Raw genomic sequence first — 22,823 nt, 5'->3', positions numbered from 1 at the left:
GGTCTTCCTTATCTTCCTTATCTTTCTTACAACCGCTTAAAGCAGGTGCAATTTAAATGACAAAATCAGGTTCTATTACACAAGAGATGCGTTTTCGACTGAAGTCTTCTTCAGAATATAGTCAGGCTAACTTCGCCTGGATCACTTCGCTACTCCTGACATTGCTCTTAATGTTCAATAGCTATGATTATGGGGAGAACGTGTTCAGACCATTTATTCTAACTGCATTTCTGGCTTACCTGTTCTTCACACTCGTTCAGAGCTTCGTGACATATCAATTACGCAAAGACCTGATCCGCGATGGCTCGATCTCTGTCTGGACTCGCAGGATGGGATGGATTCAACTTCTGGCCATTATCACAGGTAATATTTTTATTGTCACGGCTGCCTTTCATCTGATTCGAAGAGGTAAGAGCGTTGAGTATACCTTCGCTGTCTATACCGTGCTGACTCAGCTCTTCGTGATAGGTGTATCGGGCTTGAATATATTCAAACCCTACGTGGCGGATACATTTCTTCCAGCAATGGCGGTACTTCTTCTAATTATGGTCATTGATCTGATCGTGCTGTTCATCGTATCCCAGTATACGCCAGCACAGATGCTTCCTCGCTGGATGCTGATCGTCAGTGTAGTGCTTATCCTGACTTCTATTACAGGCAACCTGTTCGCTCTGTTGCTGGGTGTTACCCTTCTTGGAAGGATACGCCGCCAAGGGAAGCAAAAATCTAACTTCTGGAACGATCTATGGGAACGACTTGCTCCAAATGTAACTGCGATGTCAGGCTTGTTCTTCATCGTTTTCCTATTCTCGATCTCGATCTGTAGCTTCTATACGTTCGATTATAGCGTAGCCGTTGAGAACAATTACTCAGCCCTGTTACAACCTCCTTCTCTCGCCTACCCGCTTGGGACGGATGACTTTGGACGCTGTCTGTTCTCCCGAATTGTATTCGGTGCTCGAATTTCTCTCATTGTAGGTTGTATGTCGACCATCATTCCCGTATTGATTGGCGGGGTGCTCGGAGCATTCTCAGGCTTCTATGGTAAACATACAGACAATATCATCATGCGGCTGCTTGATGTACTGTATGCTATTCCAGGTATCCTGCTTGCAATTGCGATCATCGCGGCATTTGGAGCGAATACCGTCAACCTGATTTTGGCGCTTAGCCTTGGCTCCATCCCGACCTACGCCCGAACAATGAGAGCGAGTGTGCTCTACGTATCTACCTTTGAATTCGTTGAGGCAGCACGTGCACTCGGGTATAACAACCGTTCCATCATTTTCAAACACATCATTCCGAACTCTCTAGCTCCTATGATCATCAAGTCTACCCTTACGATTGGTGGAGCCGTCATCGCCACGAGTAGCTTGAGTTATCTTGGGCTCGGCGTTGAGCCGCATATTCCGGAATGGGGCAACATTCTCAAACTAGGCAGTACGTATCTGGAGACACATTCGTATCTTGCCATTTATCCTGGTCTTGCCATTATTCTACTTGTTCTTTCGTTTAACTTTCTCGGTGATGGACTGCGCGATGCGCTTGATCCTAAGCTTGAAAAAGCATAACTTCATTTAATTTAATAATTCATTAATTTCATTCTAATAGGAGGTATTTTCATGAAAAAACGTACACTCATTTCACTGCTGCTCATCTTGGTTATTGTGATCTCCGGCTGCAGCGTAAAAACGAAGAGCGACACTCAGTCTGAAGCGTCAACTTCGGATACAACAGAGACTACCACGAATCAAGCACCTGTAGATATTACATTACTGGCACAAAGTTCTTCCGAGAACGATGTAAACATCATCCGTGACCAACTGACTAAGAATGGATTCAACGTGAAGCTGAACCTGCAACCGGATTACGGTAGCTACAAATCCCAACAGGATGCTGGGAATTATGACATTGCTTTATCAAGCTGGACAACAGTTACGGGGAACCCGGATTATGCCGTTCGTTCTCTTTTCAAAACAGGCGGAGATTACAGCATTTTGGCTGATGAAGAAATCGACAAGTTGATTGATGAAGCAGCTACGCAAACGCCAGATCAATACAAAGAAACGTACAAGAACTTGGAGCAACGTCTGGTAACGGATCAAGCGTATATCGCTCCAGTCTATAACTCACTGAAAAACCAGGCACTGAATAAAGACGTGATCAACCAAGATACTGTGCGCTTGTCCAAATCCCGTGCAATGGCTTGGGAACCAATTGAATTCAAGGACAGCTCCAAAAACGAAACAGATCCTCTGATCTTGACGCAAAGCGCGTCTGTTCTAACCTCTCTTGACCCGATCAAAGGTAATGATGGTTCTATTAACCAACTGAATACCAATATGTATGTACGTCTAGTCAACCTAACGGATGACGACCAACTGACTGCTGAAGGATCCTTGTCCCACAATTTCAGCATCGCGGATGGAAACTCCGAGTACTACTTCGTCTTGAGAGATGATATTAACTTCGCGAAGATTGACAACAAAAAAGCAGTAGATACGGGTGAACGCGTTGGTGCGGACGATGTTATCTTCTCCATGGATCGTGCCAAACATAAAGATTCCGTGCCTGATCACCGGACATACAGCTTGCATGAGCATATCCAAAAAACCGAGCTGGTTACAGATCTGAGCGTACTGGAGTCTACGCAACAAACTGGTGGTGGCGGTTCAATCAAGGATGCATTGGAACAAGGATTGGACAGCAAAATTACAGAGCTTGTATCTGACAAAACCAAAGCAGACAACGGAGCAGGTAAATATCAGGTCATCAAACTGACCACAACTGAACCGTTCCCGCAAGTATTGAACTACCTGGCTCACCAATCGGCTGGTATCGTGTCCAAGAAACAAGTAGAAAGCATCAACACTTATGATGTGGCATCCTTTGATGTGAACAAAGACATCCCTTACGGTGATCAAAACACTGTAACCGAAGGGGCAGCGTACAACAATACGTTGTATACAAGTGGGCCATACATTTTGTCATACAAAAATGACTATGAAGGCGTGTTCCTCAAAAATCCTGGCTATCGCACAGGAACCGAGTATGCGCCGAAAATTTCACAAGTAAATGTACGCTTTATCGCTGATGCAGACAGCGCACTTTCCGCCCTGCGTAGCGGTGAGATCCACCTCTACTACGGCGTGCCTGAAACGAAGTATGACATCGTTGAGAGTGATAGCAAGCTGCACCTACAGAGTATCCCGAGCAACGCGGTATCTTACCTGCTGTTTAACACAGCAAATCGTGAAGTATCCAAGAGCAGTGACCTGAGAAAAGCTGTTCTATACTCTATTAATCAGGATGAAATTCTGCAATTCTACAAAAACAACAAACTAAAAGCATTCTCCACATTAAGCCCACTGGTTCAGACAGGTAATGAATTGAAGGCTGATCCAGCCAAGGTGAAAGAGTTCTTGAGCAACTACAACGCTTCAAAATAAACGCTTAACAACAAACGGCTGTACCCGATCTCTTCTTGATCGTGGTACAGCCGTTTTGTATCCAATGTTAATAGCATCTTCAGCAGCTATGTTTATTGCGAATATCTTCGTTGTATCCCAGGCAGTAAGGTTACGATCTGAATTCCTATGCCCCATGCAAAATAGATTAAGTGGATCAACGAGGCGGCCTGAATCCAGTACACCTGTGCCATAATCCAGATCAAGAGCGCAAATCCGGTATATAAGGAGAACGTCCAACCCCAGTAGCGGTCAGGAAAGAGATTAAGCTTCTCACAGAGCGCTGAGTGAATGTGACGGATGAGCGATATGCCGATGATCATGGGCAGCACGCCAAGAACTAACATTAACAATATGCCCGGGATCAGAAAGTTAGCAAATGGAGAATGCTCCAATAACGTATTCGGTAAACCAATTGCATCCCCCGTCGGATCTATAATTAGCATTATTCCTCCAGCAATTGCTCCAATCCCTAATATCCCATGCATCATTGCAAGTAACCACGATCTAGCTAATGTTGGCTGTACCATGAAAACCGCCCCCCACTCCATTCATTTTGAACCTCCTGCCAAAACGATACTATACACGACGATTAAATCCGATCACGCTAAGAACATTGTCACACAAGGTGCACCACGTTCCTATGCTTCTTGTCACTACAAGGATTCGACAATATGTATCATGGAAAAACTTGATAAAAGAACGTACGTTCGGTATAATAGAAATCTATCCTGAATGAGCGAGAGGCAGATATGGACGACAAATTTATTAAGGAATTACGCGAGATTAGTCGGGATGACAGACGGAGATCTGAATTCATGATTCAAGGCTTGAAAGAAACGTTAGAAGGAAGAAAAGCAGAGAGTGCATTCAAACGTTGGATTCGGCGCAAGAAGGAACAGAAGAGAATTACGGAACGATTTAATCAAGCTTCATCATCAGATCATAAGTAATTAGAAAAAGGAGGCATTCGCCTCCCCTGCATTTTACATAATACATTTCTATAAGACGATACTTTAGCTAGATTTATGGCAGAATAGCGAAGGATCTGACCGGGAATCCGGATGCTTTCTCCGCTTTGGGAACGAGATTGAAGATGACTGCGCCTTTAGCAGGAACCTGATCTAAGTTTGTCAGAAGCTCCACCTGATATGTATCCTGTGCCAAGACATAGTATTCGGCGAGTAAAGCTCCATTTTTACGATAATCTATTGCTGAATCTGTATCAAAGGTCTCATGACCGATAGCCTTTACGCTCCGTTCTTCGAACAGAAATTTCAGTGCGCTTACCGACCATCCTGGTGCATGGCTGTCCCCATTAGCATCCTTATTATCAAATAGCTCATGGCTTGGCCAACGCTTGCTCCAATCGGTACGTAGAGCAACGAAGCTACCCACTTCAATCTCACCGTGCTCTTGCTCGAATGCTAGGATATGCTCCACATCCAGCGTAAAGTCAGGATTGCTTGCTACGGCTGCTGACTGGTCGATTACAACTAGTGGTAATACTAACTCTTTCAACCCGAGTTGATCCAGATAACGAGTATCACGTACAAAATGGATCGGCGCATCCAGATGAGTACCATATTGCCCGGGGAATCGAAAGCTTTGTGCAAAAAATCCTTGGTCGTGATTGAATAGCGTATCAAATTGAGCTGCATCAAAGGCTGAGAAGTGAGGTGAATCTGGCCCAAAGGTATGTGTCAGATCTACCCACTTTTTTTCTTTTAACAATTGAATAGCTTGAATAAGTTCAGTCGACATCAGGATCACCTCATATGTAGAATGGAATAAATTCCCCCTATTAATGCGTGTTCAAAAAGGATGGTTTTCAGTACCGAGAAGATGGGATGAAGATAGAAATGGAGTAGCGGAGCGTAGGCAAAACTACGTGAGCAACTACATGTTTCCGAAGGAAACAAGCTTCGTTAGCATCCCGCTTATTTCGGCTGAATCCATCTTCGACGTTGAGATGCCTCAGGGCATCCTTCGTAATCAAAAGCGGACTTTTTGAACAACCTCTATTATATCTCAACGCTGCACATTGGTGAAGAATTTGATTTAATTTATTTAAGAAGATACAAGTACCGTGTGCTGCAAACTTCATACAACCGAAAAGGAACGCCAAAAAAAGCCGCACTCCTGTATGGAGAACGGCGTAGGATCTTGAGGTTGAAAAGTATTGATTTTACCGTAATATTCATCCCTCATCCTTCTCTGGCTTGCTCGATTAACTTACGGATTCCAAACTAATTCACGGTAATAACCAGCTTACCCCGCGTATGATGTGACTCACTTTTTTCGTGAGCATCACGCAAACCCTGTTCAGTTAGCGGATACGTTTCATCAATGATCGACTTCAATTTCCCTTCAGCCGCAAGCTCGGCCAACTGTTCAAGTTGATCTCCCTTCGGCTCCATCATGAACACGCTGCCTATCACACCAGTTTCTTTCGCCAGCTTCTCATCCGGCTGCTGCACAAGGGATACCAGATGTCCTCCAGACTTCAACACCTTGAAGCTGTTCCGCTGTATGTCGCCGCCCATCGTATCCAATACTACATCATAGTCTGAGAGAATCTGCGAGAAATCCTGTTCCTTGTAGTTAATGAAATGATCCACACCTAATGAGCGAAGTAATTCTTCGTTAGCTGCACTCGCGGTGGAAGCAACTTCAGCGCCCAACGATTTGGCGATTTGAATGGCGTATGTGCCTACTCCACCCGCACCGGCATGAATGAGCACCTTCTGTCCTTTGCCCAAACGGCCATGATCCACCAGTGCCTGCCAAGCTGTCATCGCGGCGAGCGGAATCGCAGCTGCTTCCTCAAAGCTCAACTGCTCCGGTATACGCGCAACAATATCCCCATCTACAGCAACATATTCCGCATAGGTTCCGAATTGACGTGGACGTGCAAATACACGATCTCCTTCTCTGAAACGAGTAACGTTTGAACCCGCTTCAACCACAGTACCTGCGACGTCACCACCCAGAATCATCGGTAGCTGATCTGCCGCTTCTTTCAAGTGACCTTGTCTTATTTTGAAATCAACTGGATTAACAGAGGTCGCCTGTGTACGGATCAAAACTTGATTCACACCGCATACCGGTTTATCGACTTCCTTTTCCTTCAATTGCTCAGGTCCGCCAAATGCTTCAATCACTATAGCCTTCATATTGAATCCCTGCCTTTCTTCAAAATGGAATGACATGTGATAGGTTATTCTCATAATCTTCTCTATTTATAATTACCCCATTCATTGGTTTACTTGACCTGAGGTCACAGCATTTTCATTCCATAAGTCAGAGTTACTAATGACGATCCGTTACATAAACTACGGTTTCTCCCTTATTACGCAAAAAAAGCGCCACACCTTGGAGACGATCATTCTCCAACGAAATGTGGCGCCTTTTCTTGCCTTATACATAATCCGCACAGCTTATCATGTCTATCACGGCTATTATAATTACCCGCTTATCCGATTTCCTTTTGTTTCGCCCGATTCCGGAACCGTTCATACCTCGCATACAGGCGAGGAGATTCTTTGGTCAGAATAGGTCCAAGTACCGCCAGAATCAGCACATATAACACGGCAAAAGACTGAATGGAAGCCATCAGACCTCCTGCCTTACCTATATTCGCCATAATGATAGAGAACTCTCCCCGCGAAACTAGAGTAAAACCTACATTCAACGAAGCCTTTGTCGACATACCAGCCATTTTACCAGCAATCATGCCTGCACCGTAATTGCTAAGAATAGTCAGAACGACGGCAATCAGTGTCATCCCGACAGCTCCACCGAGGGAAGACGGCTCAATGGTCAGGCCAAAGCTGAAGAAGAACAGCGCACCAAAAAAGTCTTTAAACGGCATAATTTGCTGTTCGATTCGGCTGACATGTCTGGATTCACCAAGCACAAGTCCAATCATTAACGCACCGATGGCCTCAGCAACATGTAGCGTTTCCGAGAACCCGGCCACGAGGAACAGTAGGGTCATGATGGTAAGCAGAAATAATTCCGATGACTTGATATTGAGTGCTTTATCAATAGCTTTGATACTCTTCCTGCCAATAATCAGGAACAATACGATAAAAAGTAGAGCAGAGAGCGATACTAACAGCACACTCAGGAACGAAGTCGCCCCACTCAGTACAAGTCCAGTCAGAATCGAGATATGGATTGCGATGAATAGATCATCGAACATGATCATACCCATAATAATTTCCGTTTCAGGGTTCGCCGTCCGCTTCAAATCCACAAGCACTTTGGCTACGATCGCCGTAGATGAGCTGGTCATGATGCCGCACACAACCATCGTTTCCTGAAGGGGCAGGCTCATTAACCAGCCTAACAGCAAACCTGAGACAAAATTAAGACCTACATAGAATATACCACCCGTAAGAATGGCTTTACCCGATTTCAACAATCGGGAGACCGAGAACTCCAGTCCCAGATAAAACAATAAAAATAAAATACCCAGCCTGCCCATAAACTCAATAAAAGACGAGCTTTCGATAAATCGTAAATCCACAATGCCAAACTGCGGTGCATGCGGTCCAACAGCCATACCGACCAGGATGTAAAATGGAATAACAGAAAATCGTAGTCGTGCAGATATTAATCCCGTAAGTGTAATTAGCGCAACGGCAATTCCCACCTCAAATATGAGCATATCCATAGGCTATAGCCTTCCATCAACAAGCAAACGTTTGAGCTCTCTAAGCTGCTCGCGCTCTCCTGCAACAACAAGGGTTGCCCCTGCGGTAAACGTATACTCAGGCCCTGGATTAAGCTGCTTCGCCCTATCCTTCTCCACCACAGCCAGAATGACTGCGCCTGTAGCTTGGCGAATGTTCAGATCCCCAATGGTCTGCCCAACACTTGCTGCGTGTGGCTCAATCCGCAACCATTCAATCAGCAACCCATCTAGCATAACCTCGCGTTGCTCCTGGAATTGCGGTTTATACGTCATCCCACCTACAATAGCGGCGACTGCTCTTGCTTCATCGTCATCCAGCGTCACCAAAGACCTCATATCTCCAGGTTCATCCGGTACTTCCCCAGACTCCATATGAAAAAGATCTCGTCGCTCGTCATTATGAATGACAATCACCAGATGCTCACCGCTGCGTGTATGCAGCCAATACTTTCGACCAATGCCCGGCAGATCCGTCTCTTTAAAGTGCATAATCTGCACCCCCTTCAACCTTCCCAGTGACCGGCTCGCGCTGCAATTGAATATCTGTAATGCGCACCCGCATAGAACCTGCAGGGATATTCACACTCCGGGTTTCCCCTTGGCGAGCAAGCAACAATTGTCTTCCAACCGGGGAAAGGAACGAGATGCGACTCTCATCTGCATCTGCCTCTTCCGGCATTACGATCCAGAACGAATCCGATGTATGGAAGTCCACATATTCGAAGGTGATACGGCTCCCAATTAGCACAGTGGAATTCAACAGTTCATCTGATCCCAGCAACAGCTGCTCTACATGTTCTGTGTACGTAGTAAGCATCCGTTCCATCTGAAACCATTCAGGTTCACGCACGTCAAAATAGGCGTTGAGAAATGTTTTTTTCTCTTCACCCAAAGTAATGAGCTGGCTCACCAGCATCTCTCTGCAATTATGGCAATGGGATCTATGGTTCATAATAGATCTCACCTCCTATACAAGCCTTGTTCTCTTGGTTCATGTGTCTGAGTCTTTGCAACATCTTGTATGCCTCCTTGAATATAAAATGAAGATCCCGATTGCCGAGACCTCTACATCCATCTTACCAAAACTAATTATTAAATCCAGCTAAATAGGTAACTTAAACTTAGGACGTGTCTCAAAACTCGCTCTTCGGAATTTTAGGACTCGCCCTATCCTTAACATCATATGGTAGATCTATAGAACATTTTAATAACGTCATAAAAAACATTTTATGGATTTCTATCTCGTATTTTTATAGCATTTCCTGTATATTTAACTACAAACTTTTGTGCAATTTATGCAAATGGGTAATTACAGACTTTAACACGACAAAGGAGTGCATCAGAAAAGTGTCCACACTAACTAAAGAATCTACTCAGTCTATCGCTTCACAATATGTTCATTCCGTCTATGAATCCGTAGTCGCTAGAAACCCGCAGGAGAACGAATTCCACCAAGCGGTAAAAGAGATTCTGGACTCACTCATTCCTGTCATCGAGGCTCATCCTAAATATATGGAGAACGGTCTGCTGGAACAATTGGTTGAACCTGAACGTGTAATTACCTTCCGTGTACCTTGGGTGGATGATCAAGGCAAGGTTCAAGTTAACCGCGGATTCCGCGTACAGTTCAACAGTGCTATCGGCCCTTACAAAGGTGGAATTCGCTTCCATCCATCCGTATACTCAGGCATTGTTAAATTCCTTGGTTTTGAGCAAATTTTCAAAAACGCTTTAACAGGTCTTCCAATCGGAGGAGGTAAAGGCGGCTCGGACTTCGATCCAAAAGGTAAATCAGATCAGGAAGTGATGCGGTTTACGCAAAGCTTCATGACAGAGCTCTATAAATATATTGGTGCAGATACGGACGTTCCTGCAGGCGACATCGGTGTAGGTGCCCGTGAGATCGGTTATATGTTCGGACAGTACAAACGCATTAGCGGAGGTCACCAAGCAGGTGTCCTGACAGGTAAAGGTCTGCTCTATGGCGGTAGCCTTGCTCGTACAGAAGCGACTGGCTTCGGTTGTGTGTACTTCGTGAACGAGATGCTTCAAGCCAAAGGATTAAGCTTCCAAGACAGCACGGTTGTCGTTTCCGGCTCAGGCAACGTATCCATCTACGCGATCCAGAAAGCTCAGGAGCTTGGAGCCAAAGTTGTCGCGTGTAGCGACTCTGGCGGATACATTCATGATCCAGAAGGAATTAACCTACAAACCGTGAAACGCCTGAAAGAAGAGAATCGTCTACGGATTAGTGAATATGTGAAGGAACATCCTCATGCGGTTTACACTAATGGTTGTGAAGGAATCTGGTCTATTCCTTGTGATATTGCGTTGCCTTGTGCTACTCAGAATGAGATTGATGAGCATGCGGCAGCTACGCTTATCGAAGGTGGAGTAAAAGCGATTGGCGAAGGAGCCAACATGCCTTCAACGCTGGCAGCTATTGACCTCTTCCTCGAAAAAGGCGTCCTGTTTGGACCAGCAAAAGCAGCTAACGCTGGCGGCGTGGCTGTGTCTGCACTTGAAATGTCACAGAACAGCATGCGGTTGTCCTGGACATTTGAAGAAGTAGACGCGAAGTTGCAGCAAATTATGAAAAACATCTACACAAGCTGCGTAGAAGCTGCAGAAGAATACGGTTGCTCGGGCAACCTCGTTGCAGGGGCAAACATTGCCGGCTTCCGTAAAGTGGCTGATGCGATGCTGGCTCAAGGTATTGTATAATTCTCCGAAACCTGCATAAACAGTCTGAGCAGGTTCGTATGGTAACGGTATAACTATGCACTAGATTATGACGTGCATGACAAAGGGCAGTGATCCGTAAAACCGGACGCTGCCCTTACTTTTTTCCAAGCAATTCTAACATATTTGTATGCAAAAACTCTTTTATTTAACACTAATTAGAACTGCACCCTGCTCCACCTGAGAAGAAGAATTAATCTGAATATCCGAATACGATGAGGTATTGGATACAATGACCGATGTTGTCGTATCATAACCAGCCGCCTGAATAGCCGCAAGGTCAAACTCCACGAGCTTATCCCCCTTACGAACGACATCCCCATCGGAGACATACCTAAATCATGGTATACTTAGGACATGCAGGCCATTTAGGAGGTTGTATATTGAAAATTGATGATATTGCGCGGCTTGCGGGGGTATCGAAGGCTGCGGTCTCACTTGCGTTTAACAATAAACCTGGGGTTAGTGAACAGACCCGAGAACATATATTAGATATTGCTCAGGCACACGGGTATAGACCGAGAACACTGAAGTCCGATAAGGAAATTCAGAAACCTCATGCCATTATCCGTTTTGTCGCCTGTAAAAATGCAGATATCGTTACCGAACATTATGATTCATTACCTTTTTTCAATGAGTTAATTCATCATATTACCGATCAAGTGAAGCAGCATGGGAATACCTTGGTGATCTCTTCCATTGATATACAGAATCTACATCATGAACTACTGGCCTTGGAAAAGGATCAGCCATCCGCTGGCATTCTGCTACTCGGTACCAATCTCACGCCAGATATGATCGAGCCTATACGATCCCACCATGCTAATGTGGTCATTTTGGATACGTGCTTTGAATATATGGATGCAAGCTTTATCTCCATTAATAACAAGCTGGGTGGTTACCAAGCAGGTCAACATTTAATTAAGATTGGACACCGTAGAATAGGTTATGTTCGGTCGCATACGCGCATCGTCAATTTTGTGCAAAGGGAAGAAGGCTTTAACGCCGCTCTTCGTGAGCATCAGTTAACGGTAGAGGATGGATTATTCTTCGATATGCATCCCATGCGTGTGATGCCACAGGAAGGATTCCAGCAGTCCATTCAACAGCTGGCAGAGCTGCCTACAGCCATATTTTGCGAGAATGATTACATTGCCATTAGTGCGATCAAGTCACTACAGAACATAGGCGTTCGTGTCCCTGAAGATGTGTCAGTGATGGGATTTGATAATATTTTTGAAGCCAAAGTTATCAGTCCCGAATTAACCACCGTGCATGTCAAAAAGGATCTGTTAGCCAAGAACGCTGTGAAGCTATTGATGGAAAAGATCGATCATACGGATCCAAATGCAGTCCAATTGGTTGTGAATACCGAGATTGTGGAACGAAGATCATGCATATCTGTTGTGGTCAAAAATCAAAAGTAACGTTTTTTTTGAACAACCTCTTAAAGGAAGTGTACAATAATGTCTAACCACCCCTTCGTCAGCACGGAGGCACCCCTGCATCTGAGCGCAGACTGCGAGCAATGTTTTGGCTTATGTTGCGTGGCACTGCCCTATGGCAAATCTTCCGATTTTGCTTTTGATAAATCCAGTGGCACGCCATGCCCGAACCTCCGCAACGATAATCGATGCGGCATCCATACACAACTTAGACAGAAAGGATTTAAAGGTTGTACGGTATACGATTGTTTTGGAGCGGGACAGAAGCTCTCACAGCTTACATATGCAGGTAAGGACTGGCGGGATCACCCCGAGCTTGCTTCGGAAATGTTCGACTGCCTACCTGTGATGAGACAGCTACAGGAAATGATGAGCTATGTGAATGAGATGCTGGCATATCCAGAAACAATATCGATTCATTCACGTCTGCGTGAAAAATATCAAGAAACAGAACAACTCACACTACTGGAGCCGGCAGCCATTTTACGGCTGGATATCCCGACTCACCGAGCAAGTATAAGTGAGCTCTTGCTGCAAGGAAGCGAGATGATCCGTACCCAAGCCATCTCCAGCATGAAACAGACTGATACAGCATCGGGTCATGGAAAATCCAAATCAAAGTCCAAAATGAATAAACGTGCCGGTGGGATGGACTATCTAGGTGCCAACCTCAAAGGAGCAGATCTTCGCGGTACTAGCTTCAGGGGTGCGCTTATGATCGCGGCAGATCTACGAAATGCAGACTTAAGAGCAGCCGACTTCATAGGTGCTGACTTACGGGATGCAGACCTTGGCGGGGCAGATCTGAGAGGCAGTCTTTTCCTAACACAGTCACAGCTTAACTCAGCCAAGGGAAATAGCACGACGAAGCTGCCTACTCATGTGAAAATGCCTGATCACTGGACTACATAAGATCAAGTGTACAGCATCATACTGAGAGATCGTACTTCCCCGACAACAGCAGTATGAATATACCCAGCGGCATTATCTGGTGATCCTAATGAAACAACTAAGAGCCCGTCCTTCAATCAACCGAAGGACGGGCTCTTTCTGATGAACTTCATCCGTCCCTACTCTGTTCGAACGTGAGTATGACGGTAAAGCTCTTTTTTTATAAATTCTAAACTCGTTGATTAGAGCAGATCACGACGAAGCTCTTCAGCGGATTTAGGAGACAGGTGACCCAGTGGAATATCAAATACTGTTTTGGCACCTTTGTGACCTTCAGCGCTCAGACGATGTGCAACTCTTGCATACGCAACCAGTACACTTGCTGTGAACTCAGGGTTACTATCCAATTTCAAGCCAAATTCAATAATTTGCTTGGAAGCTGTTCCCGTAACTCCACTGCGAATCACGAATCCACCATGCGGCATACCTTCGTGTTCAGCTTTCAATTGCTCTTCCGTAATAAAGGTTACCGTTGTATCATAGTCAGCAAAATAGTTCGGCATGGATACAATCGTTTCACGGATCTCATCCTCGTTCGCTCCTGCTTCAGCCACAACGTAACATTGTCTCAAATGTTTCTCACGAGTAGACAACTCTGGCGTTTCACCTGCACGAATACGGTTAATCACTTCTTCTACAGGTACAGTGTATTGAACTCCGGCTTTGACACCTGGCACACGACGAATCGCATCAGAGTGACCTTGGCTAACGCCAGTTCCCCAGAATGTATATTCTTTACCTTCAGGCAGAATGGATTGCGCCAACAGACGATTCATGGAGAACAATCCTGGATCCCAGCCCGTAGAGATGACACTTACATGTCCACCTTGCTCGGCAGCGGCATTAACCTCTGCATAGAATTCAGGGATTTTGGCATGTGTGTCGAAGCTGTCTACCGTGTTGAATAGACGTGCAATGACAGGTGTCTGCTCCGGAAGATCTGTAGCCGAACCTCCACACAGCAACATCACATCAATTTTGCCTATGTATTGCTCAGCGGCAGAGATATGTTCGAAACGAGCGGATGTATCTTCGCCTACCATCTGCTCTGGATCACGACGTGTAAATATAGCAACCAATTCCATATCATCATTTTGCTTAATTGCTTTCTCAACGCCTCTACCCAAGTTACCGTAACCCACAATACCCACTTTAACCATGTTCAATCCTCTCCTGTCTTCGTCAGTAGTTGTCTATCTTTCTATAAAGATATAACATACCATGTAACCTGTTGTGTTTCCAGTTCTAAATGAAAAAAACCTTACATTTATGTGGCAACAGAGCCACCGACAATGTAAGGCAAGACGTATCATATGTTCTATATTGAGTTGTTCCAGCTATCAAGATTCAGCCCACGTAAGTGTCAGCTCAATCGTACCTTCCTTGCTAGCCAGGGCTCCGCCAATCAGTGACCATTGCTGCTTCGTTTCAGGATCAGTCCCTTGAATAATGATATTTTTGTCATCCAACGTCTGACCTGCATCGGTTAATTTTTTGGCTTCGAAATAGTCCTTATACATCTTGGAGACTGTCTTCATATCCTGCTCCGTGGTGTAGATTACCATAGCTGACTTCTTACCATCATTGTCACCGGAGTTAGCTAGCTGAATATGAGCGTCATCTGGCATAGGGAAATCTGTTGGCAAGACGTCTGGTAATTCTTGAGTCCCCTCTGCTGCTGCGTTATCACCACCAGCCTCAGAATTGGTCTCCTCATCGGTATCCACAATCTCCGCTGTACCATCTGGGGAACTCACTTCTGCTGCGGTTGCTTCGTTATTAGCATCATTGTTCACTTCACCCGTCGACTCCGATGATTCGGAATTAACCTGTCCTGTATCCTGTGCTGGCTGCCCTGTTCTACCACTACATGCACTTAGCGCAATAACCATTGCTACAGCAGCACACATCATGAGATGCTTCTGAGGTAATTTCATTATGTTCACTCCTTATGTGTTGTGTATGGACTAAGGAATATCTTATACATATTCAGCTCAATCGTTATCATGTGGACTTATCCTTGAGTTGACTTAATCCACATCTACATTCATTATTTGGTTATCTCTTCACCCCCCTTACCCTAATTAAAGATCTAAGAAACCTAAGAAATCCTATCCTACAGTCATTACGATGAACTCATCGTAATCAGATGTGATGCATCTATATATGAAGCCGCTTCAACGTACGTTGAGGCATACAGCATCATGACAGATAGTGCTGCGATGGATAGTAAGAAGCTGACCAGAAACCAAGCTAGGAATCCGCCCATCACCTTTACCTTCATCCCTCTTCCTCCTTCTCGGCTATGATTCAATCAAGCCACAATTCGCTTATTCATATAACTCCAGGTTCAGTGAAGATTTCAAATGCTCATAAACTTGTGTAAACTCTTCAATCAAGGTTGAATCTTCGGGATCTGAAGCCAGCCTTATTCCACCTGAATGTAACGTACTGGATGTATTCACCTGTACATGACTCCTATTAAACTCATCTATTCTTTCCGTTGGCAGATAAGCCTGCCTCGTTTGCACATCCTGTACTACCATGTAGCCCGCCCCAACAAATAACAGAACACCTGTTACAACCATCACACCGCCAACAATCCGAATACCTCTCCCAAGCCATCTATCCATTCTCGTCCTCCTAATGCAACTTGATATCCGTTCCGAATCCATGCTACGCCAAGACTCCTTATGTATGTATTAATCCTAACCCATGTTCTCATGGCAAGAAACGATCCAGAGCCTAGTCTAATCCCCAACTTTAGTCTAGTATGTAATCCTCCCCGGGATCGTTGAAAATAACTAAAAAACCGCAAGTCTCCTGTCACTCCTCGGAAACTTGCGGCATATTGCATTCGAATTATTGCGATTGAACTAAAATATTTACACTGACCACACCAATGACAGAACAACATTCCGATCGCTGTTATCCCCAGATTTTCTGATTCCCTTTTTCTAAGGGAAAATCCGGGATGGTTTATGCTTCCGATGCAGCTTTCTTGCAGAAAGCTTTCAGGCGAACGCTTCGCTTCTTCACGTTATTTCTGTCCTCTCCGTCCTTGTGTAAATGTCTAGTTCAACCTATACAATTTAATGTTAGCCCGACAGGACAATGATCGCTGCCCATCACATGGCAGTCAATGTGTGCATCCTCGACTTTTGAGACCAGTTGATTGGATACCAGAAAATAGTCGATACGCCAGCCAACGTTCCGTTCTCTAACCTTTGGCATATACGACCACCAGCTATACACATCTGTGCGATCCGGATACAGATGACGGAAGCTATCCACGTATCCTGCCGCGAGCAAGTCCGTCATTTTACCTCGCTCTTCTAATGTGAACCCTGAATTGCCCATATTGGGCTTTGGATTCTTCAGGTCAATCTCTTGATGGGCCACATTCAGGTCACCGCATACGATAACCGGTTTGGTCGCTTCCAACTGCTGAAGGTATTTCAGGAAACGATCCTCCCATTCGAGACGGTAAGGTAATCGGGTCAGGTCACGCTTTGCATTAGGTGTATACACATTCACCAGATAAAATTCATCAAACTCCAGTGTAATCATTCGACCTTCCGGCTCACTGTCTTCCTCCATCCCATACCAGACGGACAGTGGCTTTATCCGGGTAAATACCGCTGTGCCGGAATAGCCTTTTTTGATCGCATAATTCCAGTATTGATATACATCATCACCCAGATCCATCTCGATCTGGCCTGCCTGTAGCTTCGTCTCTTGTACACAGAAAATATCAGCCTGGCTCTCCTGATAATAATCCATAAATCCCTTAGTCACACATGCTCGTAATCCATTTACATTCCAGGACACTAATTTCATATCCTCATCTCCTCACATCTCTCCAATATATCATGGGTGAATTCGCAAGGACAAGGTGATCAGGCATATTCGATTTCTGTTTGATTGCGATTTACGTATTACCGGAGCGAATAAGAAATATTTTAAATATCTATTCATTTGTGGGAACAAAAACATTGTACCTTAAAATGGTATTTTCTTTTTAAGTAGACACTTAAAAAAACTTCATGTTATCATGCGGGTTCAAGTGGAAAGTGACCCATCGAGTTAGACAAGTCGATCTATCCATTAAAGGAGGTTCGGTGATTTAGACAGCTTTTCTATCGGGGCGGAATATTCTACAGTTGCGAGTTAATTAAAAAAACGAAGATAAAAAATCAGATTAATTATGGGGTATCTGACCATAATTAATCTGTTTGATGTAACGGGATAGCGTTATTAACGTTTATAAAATTAAAACATTTGATGTGCGTACAACCGCAATGAAGAAATCTTTATACGGGTATTACATGGGTTATATGTGTTATTGGTTGAATGATGGTTTCATTAGGCACTGAGGGTGATCTATCTCATCTACCCGTCATACATATAGTGGATAAAAAAAGGCCACAACACGGACGGCTAGCTCGCATTGTGGCGTTGTTGGTTGTATTGCACGATTTTGTCGTTTGGGTTGTAAACTATAACTTTCTGCCCACTTCTTCGAACCAATCATCAAATATGTGACTAGATAATTTTTCAGGATCATTTGTATATTTTATCTCGTAAGTGTACTGAGCATCTAATTTGTTCTTAGATACATCATAAGTCAATTTCATCTCTGTAGGCATTTCCATATTACTTTTTTTGCACAAATCACTAATTTCACGGAGATTTTTATTTAAAATGTTAAGCAAAGTAACTTGTCTTTCTTTCGAAGTATTATAAACAGGTCTTGACTTACTATCAGTGTCTGATACTGCATCATTAATCTTATGTTTTTAACGAAAAAATTGTTAATTTGAAAAAATACATCTGTACTAAATTGTCCTAATTCATTAGAACCGTATATATATATCATATCGTAAAGTATCTTTCGCAACGCCTCTTTAGACAAATCAAAAGCAACAGATAACCTAAAATCCATTAATTAAACCTCCAATAACCTCTTATTACTTGAAGACCTGCAGATAAATGTACTGCTAAATGTAAAGAAACAAAAACATAAAGTCGGAATTGTAGCGATGATAGAGAAATATAGGAACATATACCCAGTTGTAGTAAAATAGATACAAAAGGATTGGGTTTGACGAAACTTACAAATTAGCAAACCAAATAACTTCAAGTAGAAAACACATAGTTTCAATTTAAATAACCATGAGTGGCAGAAAAACAAGGAGCGATACTATGAGAAATTACATAATACCATCAAGACTATATCAACGAATGACATCAGGCAATGATATTCAGCTTCTAAGTCGCAACTACTTGCCTATTCCCTACGATCATCGTGCAATAATAGTTCATTCGAGGAAAAAATCGACAAGTTCAGCTTCTAATCCTCGCAAGCATCCAACAAAACTGAACAACAAAATAATTAACTTTTATGAGAATAAATTTGCTTATTTCGCTGGTTTTGAAGCGGCGTCATTGTACGGATTTGATTTAGTACAAGATTTCTTTCAAGTGGACGAGTATGTGTATACCGGCATGGAGAAGATGACAAATCAACAATTCGATAATTTCTCTGATCTTTCTCAGAAAATCGGAGAGTACCAGCACTCTTTCTGGACAGGCATGAGTGAGCAAGGCATTAGTAAAATTGCTGGACATATAGGAGAGGTCTATGCTGCAGATCACCTTGAGACAGCAGGTGTTTCTGTTGAATGGCCTGATGCATCTAATCAGATCGGTTGGGATCTTTTGGTTGGCGGTCATGAAGTAAACGTCAAATTGGTCTCTGAATATTCGAGTTTGGGTGAACACTTTGCAAAATACCCTGATATTCCAGTTTTAGTTCCTGGTGATATGGCAAACCTACCTGAAAACACTATTTATCTAAACACCACAGATGGTATCGATCAAATGATGACTGCTCTCAGCTCCGGACAAGAACACCTGGTTATCGTAGATAGTGCCTTGAATAACGCAGATGTTATATCTCAGACTGAGCGTGCTACAGATCTACTCTTAGGAAGCCCAGACATTATAGGAAGTCACTTACCTGTTCTGACCATACTGCTTTCCGGTTGGCGAGAAGCTTCACTTTTAGCTGAAGGGAAGACGGAAATCACACACTCGCTTAAGAATATCAGTCTGGATACGGCTGGAACGGGAGTCGGAGGAGCTGCGGGAGCCAAAGCCGGAGCAGTGATCGGGTCAGCAATAGGCCCTGTTGGTACGGCTGTAGGAGCCGTTGTGGGAGGAATTAGTGGAGCAGTCTTTGGAAGATTCGTTTCAAATAAGGTAAAGCGAGCTCCTTACAAAAGTGCCATCGAGCGCTACGAAACTGAAGCAGAAAAACTAAATACGCTGGTAAACGAAGAAACTGAAAATCTGGCCAAAGATATTGAAAGAGTGACTACAGCAAAACAAAAAGAGATAAAGCTAACCGTACTAAGGGAACAAGCCCGTTTACGTGAAGACTTCGAACGTGTTAGGCAGGAGAACCGGATGGAATTAGAAATACCTATCGGACAAGTCGTTGAAATTATACAAGCCGCCGTTAATGAAATCAATTTTTTACAGGAAAATGTGAAGATTCGCATAATGAAGATTCCTTGGTTCCGTCGTCAATTTCTACCTTCTCGACGTCAGCTTGCAATGGAGTTAGCAATCAAGAGATTACATACTGCTAAGCAGTCTTTACAACGTTATCAGTCTAAATTACAAAGTAAGACAACGGTTAAGCGAAATGAACTGTACACAATCCTGGCAGGTTATGGCGTTCAACATGCTCAAACTACACATCACATACAATCGATAGAGGACAAGAGAATGCAACGTGAAGAAACACTTCGAACGACGGTGTTCAACAGCCAGGAGCGAATCATTGGCAAACGAGTGGGATGTTTAAGAGATTTAGCAAAAAGTATCGTAAAAGCAAAGCAAGATGTTCAATTAAAATTGAACCCCACTATGGAACATGTAAAACAGTTGGCAGACATAGTGAAGAGTGAAGCAAACAAGCTCGGCGCTAACTAAGTATTATCAGATATTCTTCATATGAGATTCCACAATTAATTACCGCATTGAACAAATTGGATAAAGCCACGATGCTGTAACATCTTCACTTGTCTAAAAAGGTGGGCGGGCGACCACGGCTAATTTCAATCAAACGATTGAAATTAGCCGCATTGCAAAGCTACCCACTTTGAAGGCACCCCATAGAATAGAAATTGGAAAAATTTCTGGATTTAGCCGATGAAATTCTAGGGGGTGTATTTTTTATGGCGATTAAGGGACAACGGTTTAAACCGTATTCGGAGAAGATAAAAAATTAGGCTATTCGTCTGCATACGGTTGAGGGGTGGACTTATCGAAAGATTAATGAATATTTGGGGATTCATGACCCAGGACAAATGAAATGCTGGATGCGAAAATATCGAGAACAAGGTGAGTTTGGACTGATGGATCAGCGAGGTCAACGTAAAAATACTTGGATTAAGAGGGCTATGTACAAACCTGAAACAGGAGAATGAGTTGCTTCAAAGAGTGCTTGGTCATCTGGAAGAATGAAGCAAACAAGAAAGATTTCAGATCATGAAAAAAGTAGCAGCTGAAGGTCTGATTAAAAAGGGGATCGAGGAACTTACTAGATAGAATGCTTCAATACTTTGACCGAAATCCAAATTTCACTATGATTCGATATCGTGTCCCATTTATTGAGTTCAATAATCGCGGAGATATCATTCGATTACAAAGTGGTAAACCTGTCATGCTTGCAGCCTATGACAAACGAAGCGGATGGTTGGACGCTTAATACTTAAAATAATTCAAAAAGCTCTCCTCTGGAGAGCTTTTTGAATTACAACAAATGTTTGGAGAACGTACATCATTTATGGATTGAACATTTCTACAATCTTATCTTTGTTTATTGAATCAATCATCTTGTACGTGCCATCTTTATTTATGTTAGAAATTTCATTAAATAAGAGAGTATAATTGTTAGCATAGAGTATGATAATGAAAATAGTACCTTGTTCCGTTTTTAAATGGAGACTATAGGACTCCTCTTTATCCACTTCTTTTAGACTCGATGACTTTTCCACTCTCTTGTTTTCGAATTCTTCTATAATTGCTTTGATTTCATTTGGATCCGTCACTGTTTTTTCTGTTGATATATCATTTTCCAGATAATGAGCTATATCGATTGAAGTGATTGTATTACCAGCGATCTTATCCAAAACTAAATTATCAAGAGTATCCTCATTAGATTTCTTATCATACAAATTCTTTGCAAACAAACTTCCACCTAATATTAGTATAATCGCTAATATAAAAATGATGTTGCTTTTCTTCATGTGTAATAACTCCTTTAGATTGTATTCTAAGTGAATTATTTTAAAATAATTTAGACAAGAGTAACGATAGGACGAGAGTAACAAGACTAAATACATTTCAAACTTAGCGTTCTTGATCCTGGTTTTGTGTTGCATTTCTACTCTGAGTCCTAGCCTGATCACATAAACGTTGTTGAATCTGCTACTGTTGTATCTGTTCACGCTCCTGGATGAAATAATATCTCATCAAAAGTTAATTTTTCATCCATCACTTCTTCCCCTTTATTATTTCCTGTATGAAACTTCCTCACAGCCGTTTGCGCCCTTCTCAAACCTAATATTTCACCATTTAAACTTACCCGGTCAGGATGATCTTCGTCCAAAGTTTCCATAAGTTTCCCCGTCTGAATCATCATTTCATCAATTGCATGAACCAAATCTATCAGCTTTTCACTTGTTATTCTTTCATTTGCTATGTCCTCCACCGTAGGCAATGCATCATGCTGTTCTCGAAGCAAGGCAATTTCCGTCTGGATCACATCCATTTCCTCCAGATCCATTGCCGGACTTATTTTAGCCGCCAAAATCATCATTTGGTTAGCCAGCGCCATACGTTCTATTGACTTCCTCAACCTTTTTATAATTTATCTGACCCAGTTCGCTTTGGTGCCTAAGCTCCCAATTTCGCGCTAAGCGTTCTTGCTTCAATACTGCTTTTCCCATGCTTGCTAAAGCTCGGTCGAATGCCGACTCAATCATCTCAATTGAACGATGAATCTCTGCTTCAAGCAGCACCTCTCACTCTTGCCGTTTACCTCTTCGACTAATTCCACCTGATCGGTTGCTGTTTGAATGAAGAGACCCTCAGCCCCGGTGAGCGAGACATTTTCGTCTCCCATCGATTGAATCTGGATATGCGTCGTACTGTTTAAGGTCACCCCGTTACCCGCCGCCATGGAAATGTATAATGAGCCCTCTTGTGCATCACCTTGCTGCTTTTTGCGGCATGCGTTGCTTCCTTGGGCTCCTCCCGAACCGATTGCATGACCATCGCTTCATCTTCTTCAGCACTAGGAAAATACAGTTTCACCTTTGCACCAGGCTCGGGCACAAAAAAACAAGTCAATCATGGTGGTATCTGACCATAATCGACCTATTAAATGTAACGGAATAGCATTATTTAATTTATAAACTTAAATGGTGGTATCTGACCATA

Annotated in this window: 23 protein-coding genes and 1 pseudogene; 8 read left to right on the top strand and 16 right to left on the bottom strand. The window is 43.3% G+C overall.

All coding sequences use genetic code 11. The annotated features are described in order from the left end of the window. Positions 1-56: 56 nt before the first annotated feature. Together ASD24_RS24675 and ASD24_RS24670 are read left to right on the top strand one after the other, a co-directional pair. Positions 57-1,571 (top strand): ABC transporter permease, encoded by a 1,515-nt coding sequence (locus ASD24_RS24675; RefSeq protein WP_056701600.1) that lies wholly within the window; start codon positions 57-59, stop codon positions 1,569-1,571. Positions 1,572-1,622: 51 nt separating this feature from the next. Next, on the top strand, positions 1,623-3,449 hold the full coding sequence (locus tag ASD24_RS24670; protein ID WP_056701598.1) for an ABC transporter substrate-binding protein: 1,827 nt from the start codon (positions 1,623-1,625) through the stop codon (positions 3,447-3,449). Positions 3,450-3,541: 92 nt separating this feature from the next. Here ASD24_RS24670 and ASD24_RS24665 read toward each other — a convergent pair whose 3' ends face one another. Then, on the bottom strand, positions 3,542-3,997 hold the full coding sequence (locus ASD24_RS24665) for a hypothetical protein (protein WP_056701742.1): 456 nt from the start codon (positions 3,995-3,997) through the stop codon (positions 3,542-3,544). A 222-nt stretch (positions 3,998-4,219) separates the two neighbouring features. Here ASD24_RS24665 and ASD24_RS24660 point away from each other — a divergent pair, with 222 nt between their 5' ends. Then, the gene (locus ASD24_RS24660; RefSeq protein ID WP_056701596.1) at positions 4,220-4,420 is read left to right on the top strand and encodes a hypothetical protein; all 201 of its coding nucleotides are present in this window, start codon (positions 4,220-4,222) and stop codon (positions 4,418-4,420) included. A 73-nt stretch (positions 4,421-4,493) separates the two neighbouring features. Here ASD24_RS24660 and ASD24_RS24655 read toward each other — a convergent pair whose 3' ends face one another. The 5 genes from ASD24_RS24655 to ASD24_RS24635 form a co-directional block, all read right to left on the bottom strand. Next, the gene (locus ASD24_RS24655; protein WP_056701593.1) at positions 4,494-5,231 is read right to left on the bottom strand and encodes a cyclase family protein; all 738 of its coding nucleotides are present in this window, start codon (positions 5,229-5,231) and stop codon (positions 4,494-4,496) included. A gap of 485 nt (positions 5,232-5,716) precedes the next feature. Continuing rightward, positions 5,717-6,643 carry an NADP-dependent oxidoreductase gene (locus tag ASD24_RS24650; RefSeq protein ID WP_056701740.1) on the bottom strand — a complete coding sequence of 309 codons (927 nt, stop codon included), beginning with the start codon at positions 6,641-6,643 and terminating at the stop codon, positions 5,717-5,719. A 299-nt stretch (positions 6,644-6,942) separates the two neighbouring features. After that, complete coding sequence (locus tag ASD24_RS24645) at positions 6,943-8,148, bottom strand: cation:proton antiporter (RefSeq protein ID WP_056701591.1); 1,206 nt, start codon at positions 8,146-8,148, stop codon at positions 6,943-6,945. 3 nt (positions 8,149-8,151) lie between these two features. Further along, positions 8,152-8,658 carry a cation:proton antiporter regulatory subunit gene (locus tag ASD24_RS24640; RefSeq protein WP_056701588.1) on the bottom strand — a complete coding sequence of 169 codons (507 nt, stop codon included), beginning with the start codon at positions 8,656-8,658 and terminating at the stop codon, positions 8,152-8,154. Next, positions 8,648-9,121, bottom strand: coding sequence for a GreA/GreB family elongation factor (locus tag ASD24_RS24635; RefSeq protein WP_056701586.1), 474 nt, complete (start codon positions 9,119-9,121; stop codon positions 8,648-8,650). The genes ASD24_RS24640 and ASD24_RS24635 overlap by 11 nt, the downstream gene beginning before the upstream one ends. 395 nt (positions 9,122-9,516) lie before the next feature. On the opposite strand from ASD24_RS24635, the gene gdhA reads away from it, so the two are divergent. After that, the gene (gene gdhA / locus ASD24_RS24630; RefSeq protein ID WP_056701585.1) at positions 9,517-10,893 is read left to right on the top strand and encodes an NADP-specific glutamate dehydrogenase; all 1,377 of its coding nucleotides are present in this window, start codon (positions 9,517-9,519) and stop codon (positions 10,891-10,893) included. Between the two features lie 162 nt (positions 10,894-11,055). Here the strand turns inward: gdhA and ASD24_RS30050 are convergent. Further along, a pseudogene (locus ASD24_RS30050) lies at positions 11,056-11,232 on the bottom strand (PTS glucose transporter subunit IIA); the annotation flags it as partial. 62 nt (positions 11,233-11,294) lie between these two features. On the opposite strand from ASD24_RS30050, the gene ASD24_RS24625 reads away from it, so the two are divergent. Both ASD24_RS24625 and ASD24_RS24620 read left to right on the top strand, forming a co-directional pair. Then, a complete protein-coding gene (locus tag ASD24_RS24625; protein WP_056701583.1) occupies positions 11,295-12,338 on the top strand; it encodes a LacI family DNA-binding transcriptional regulator in 1,044 nt (347 codons plus the stop codon). Positions 12,339-12,377: 39 nt separating this feature from the next. Beyond that, a complete protein-coding gene (locus ASD24_RS24620) occupies positions 12,378-13,268 on the top strand; it encodes a pentapeptide repeat-containing protein (protein WP_056701581.1) in 891 nt (296 codons plus the stop codon). A gap of 221 nt (positions 13,269-13,489) precedes the next feature. Here the strand turns inward: ASD24_RS24620 and ASD24_RS24615 are convergent, their stop codons facing one another. The 5 genes from ASD24_RS24615 to ASD24_RS24600 all read right to left on the bottom strand — a co-directional run bounded on the left by ASD24_RS24615 (position 13,490) and on the right by ASD24_RS24600 (position 17,147). Beyond that, positions 13,490-14,467: a diaminopimelate dehydrogenase gene (locus ASD24_RS24615; protein WP_442952607.1), complete on the bottom strand. Its 978-nt coding sequence runs from the start codon at positions 14,465-14,467 to the stop codon at positions 13,490-13,492. A 180-nt stretch (positions 14,468-14,647) separates the two neighbouring features. Then, entirely contained in the window at positions 14,648-15,244 is a 597-nt protein-coding gene (locus tag ASD24_RS24610; protein ID WP_056701577.1) for a hypothetical protein, read from the bottom strand. 188 nt (positions 15,245-15,432) lie between these two features. Next, positions 15,433-15,591 carry a hypothetical protein gene (locus ASD24_RS30445; RefSeq protein ID WP_156395538.1) on the bottom strand — a complete coding sequence of 53 codons (159 nt, stop codon included), beginning with the start codon at positions 15,589-15,591 and terminating at the stop codon, positions 15,433-15,435. A 46-nt stretch (positions 15,592-15,637) separates the two neighbouring features. Next, positions 15,638-15,940: a hypothetical protein gene (locus ASD24_RS24605; RefSeq protein WP_056701575.1), complete on the bottom strand. Its 303-nt coding sequence runs from the start codon at positions 15,938-15,940 to the stop codon at positions 15,638-15,640. A 445-nt stretch (positions 15,941-16,385) separates the two neighbouring features. Continuing rightward, positions 16,386-17,147: an exodeoxyribonuclease III gene (locus ASD24_RS24600; RefSeq protein WP_056701572.1), complete on the bottom strand. Its 762-nt coding sequence runs from the start codon at positions 17,145-17,147 to the stop codon at positions 16,386-16,388. Positions 17,148-18,551: 1,404 nt separating this feature from the next. On the opposite strand from ASD24_RS24600, the gene ASD24_RS30805 reads away from it, so the two are divergent. Both ASD24_RS30805 and ASD24_RS31360 read left to right on the top strand, forming a co-directional pair. Beyond that, a complete protein-coding gene (locus ASD24_RS30805; protein WP_235540809.1) occupies positions 18,552-20,309 on the top strand; it encodes a glycine zipper domain-containing protein in 1,758 nt (585 codons plus the stop codon). A gap of 655 nt (positions 20,310-20,964) precedes the next feature. Next, a complete protein-coding gene (locus tag ASD24_RS31360) occupies positions 20,965-21,087 on the top strand; it encodes a hypothetical protein (RefSeq protein ID WP_268795356.1) in 123 nt (40 codons plus the stop codon). 76 nt (positions 21,088-21,163) lie between these two features. Here ASD24_RS31360 and ASD24_RS24580 read toward each other — a convergent pair whose 3' ends face one another. The 4 genes from ASD24_RS24580 to ASD24_RS31145 all read right to left on the bottom strand — a co-directional run bounded on the left by ASD24_RS24580 (position 21,164) and on the right by ASD24_RS31145 (position 22,697). Then, positions 21,164-21,628, bottom strand: a complete 465-nt coding sequence (locus ASD24_RS24580) for a hypothetical protein (RefSeq protein ID WP_056701565.1) — start codon at positions 21,626-21,628, stop codon at positions 21,164-21,166. A 197-nt stretch (positions 21,629-21,825) separates the two neighbouring features. Then, positions 21,826-22,218, bottom strand: a complete 393-nt coding sequence (locus tag ASD24_RS24575) for a hypothetical protein (protein WP_056701563.1) — start codon at positions 22,216-22,218, stop codon at positions 21,826-21,828. Positions 22,219-22,362: 144 nt separating this feature from the next. Then, on the bottom strand, positions 22,363-22,545 hold the full coding sequence (locus tag ASD24_RS24570; protein ID WP_162248972.1) for a hypothetical protein: 183 nt from the start codon (positions 22,543-22,545) through the stop codon (positions 22,363-22,365). Beyond that, a complete protein-coding gene (locus ASD24_RS31145; protein ID WP_156395537.1) occupies positions 22,542-22,697 on the bottom strand; it encodes a hypothetical protein in 156 nt (51 codons plus the stop codon). The genes ASD24_RS24570 and ASD24_RS31145 overlap by 4 nt, the downstream gene beginning before the upstream one ends. Positions 22,698-22,823: the final 126 nt, after the last annotated feature.

This window comes from Paenibacillus sp. Root52 (assembly GCF_001426865.1).
In the GTDB taxonomy this organism is placed as follows: Bacteria; Bacillota; Bacilli; order Paenibacillales; family Paenibacillaceae; genus Paenibacillus.
This window is presented reverse-complemented; position numbering and strand designations above follow the sequence as displayed.

Excerpts from the sequence above, each read along its gene's own strand:
- ASD24_RS30445 (WP_156395538.1), bottom strand. The coding sequence starts at position 15,591 with ATGAAGGTAAAGGTGATGGGCGGATTCCTAGCTTGGTTTCTGGTCAGC.
- ASD24_RS31360 (WP_268795356.1), top strand. The coding sequence starts at position 20,965 with ATGATTCGATATCGTGTCCCATTTATTGAGTTCAATAATCGCGGAGAT.
- ASD24_RS24670 (WP_056701598.1), top strand. The coding sequence starts at position 1,623 with ATGAAAAAACGTACACTCATTTCACTGCTGCTCATCTTGGTTATTGTG.
- ASD24_RS24645 (WP_056701591.1), bottom strand. The coding sequence starts at position 8,148 with ATGGATATGCTCATATTTGAGGTGGGAATTGCCGTTGCGCTAATTACA.
- ASD24_RS24600 (WP_056701572.1), bottom strand. The coding sequence starts at position 17,147 with ATGAAATTAGTGTCCTGGAATGTAAATGGATTACGAGCATGTGTGACT.
- ASD24_RS30805 (WP_235540809.1), top strand. The coding sequence starts at position 18,552 with ATGACATCAGGCAATGATATTCAGCTTCTAAGTCGCAACTACTTGCCT.
- ASD24_RS24640 (WP_056701588.1), bottom strand. The coding sequence starts at position 8,658 with ATGCACTTTAAAGAGACGGATCTGCCGGGCATTGGTCGAAAGTATTGG.
- ASD24_RS24580 (WP_056701565.1), bottom strand. The coding sequence starts at position 21,628 with ATGAAGAAAAGCAACATCATTTTTATATTAGCGATTATACTAATATTA.
- ASD24_RS24665 (WP_056701742.1), bottom strand. The coding sequence starts at position 3,997 with ATGGTACAGCCAACATTAGCTAGATCGTGGTTACTTGCAATGATGCAT.
- ASD24_RS24620 (WP_056701581.1), top strand. The coding sequence starts at position 12,378 with ATGTCTAACCACCCCTTCGTCAGCACGGAGGCACCCCTGCATCTGAGC.
- ASD24_RS24610 (WP_056701577.1), bottom strand. The coding sequence starts at position 15,244 with ATGAAATTACCTCAGAAGCATCTCATGATGTGTGCTGCTGTAGCAATG.
- ASD24_RS24635 (WP_056701586.1), bottom strand. The coding sequence starts at position 9,121 with ATGAACCATAGATCCCATTGCCATAATTGCAGAGAGATGCTGGTGAGC.
- ASD24_RS24650 (WP_056701740.1), bottom strand. The coding sequence starts at position 6,643 with ATGAAGGCTATAGTGATTGAAGCATTTGGCGGACCTGAGCAATTGAAG.
- ASD24_RS24660 (WP_056701596.1), top strand. The coding sequence starts at position 4,220 with ATGGACGACAAATTTATTAAGGAATTACGCGAGATTAGTCGGGATGAC.
- ASD24_RS24605 (WP_056701575.1), bottom strand. The coding sequence starts at position 15,940 with ATGGATAGATGGCTTGGGAGAGGTATTCGGATTGTTGGCGGTGTGATG.
- ASD24_RS24655 (WP_056701593.1), bottom strand. The coding sequence starts at position 5,231 with ATGTCGACTGAACTTATTCAAGCTATTCAATTGTTAAAAGAAAAAAAG.
- ASD24_RS24575 (WP_056701563.1), bottom strand. The coding sequence starts at position 22,218 with ATGGCGCTGGCTAACCAAATGATGATTTTGGCGGCTAAAATAAGTCCG.
- ASD24_RS24615 (WP_442952607.1), bottom strand. The coding sequence starts at position 14,467 with ATGGTTAAAGTGGGTATTGTGGGTTACGGTAACTTGGGTAGAGGCGTT.
- ASD24_RS24675 (WP_056701600.1), top strand. The coding sequence starts at position 57 with ATGACAAAATCAGGTTCTATTACACAAGAGATGCGTTTTCGACTGAAG.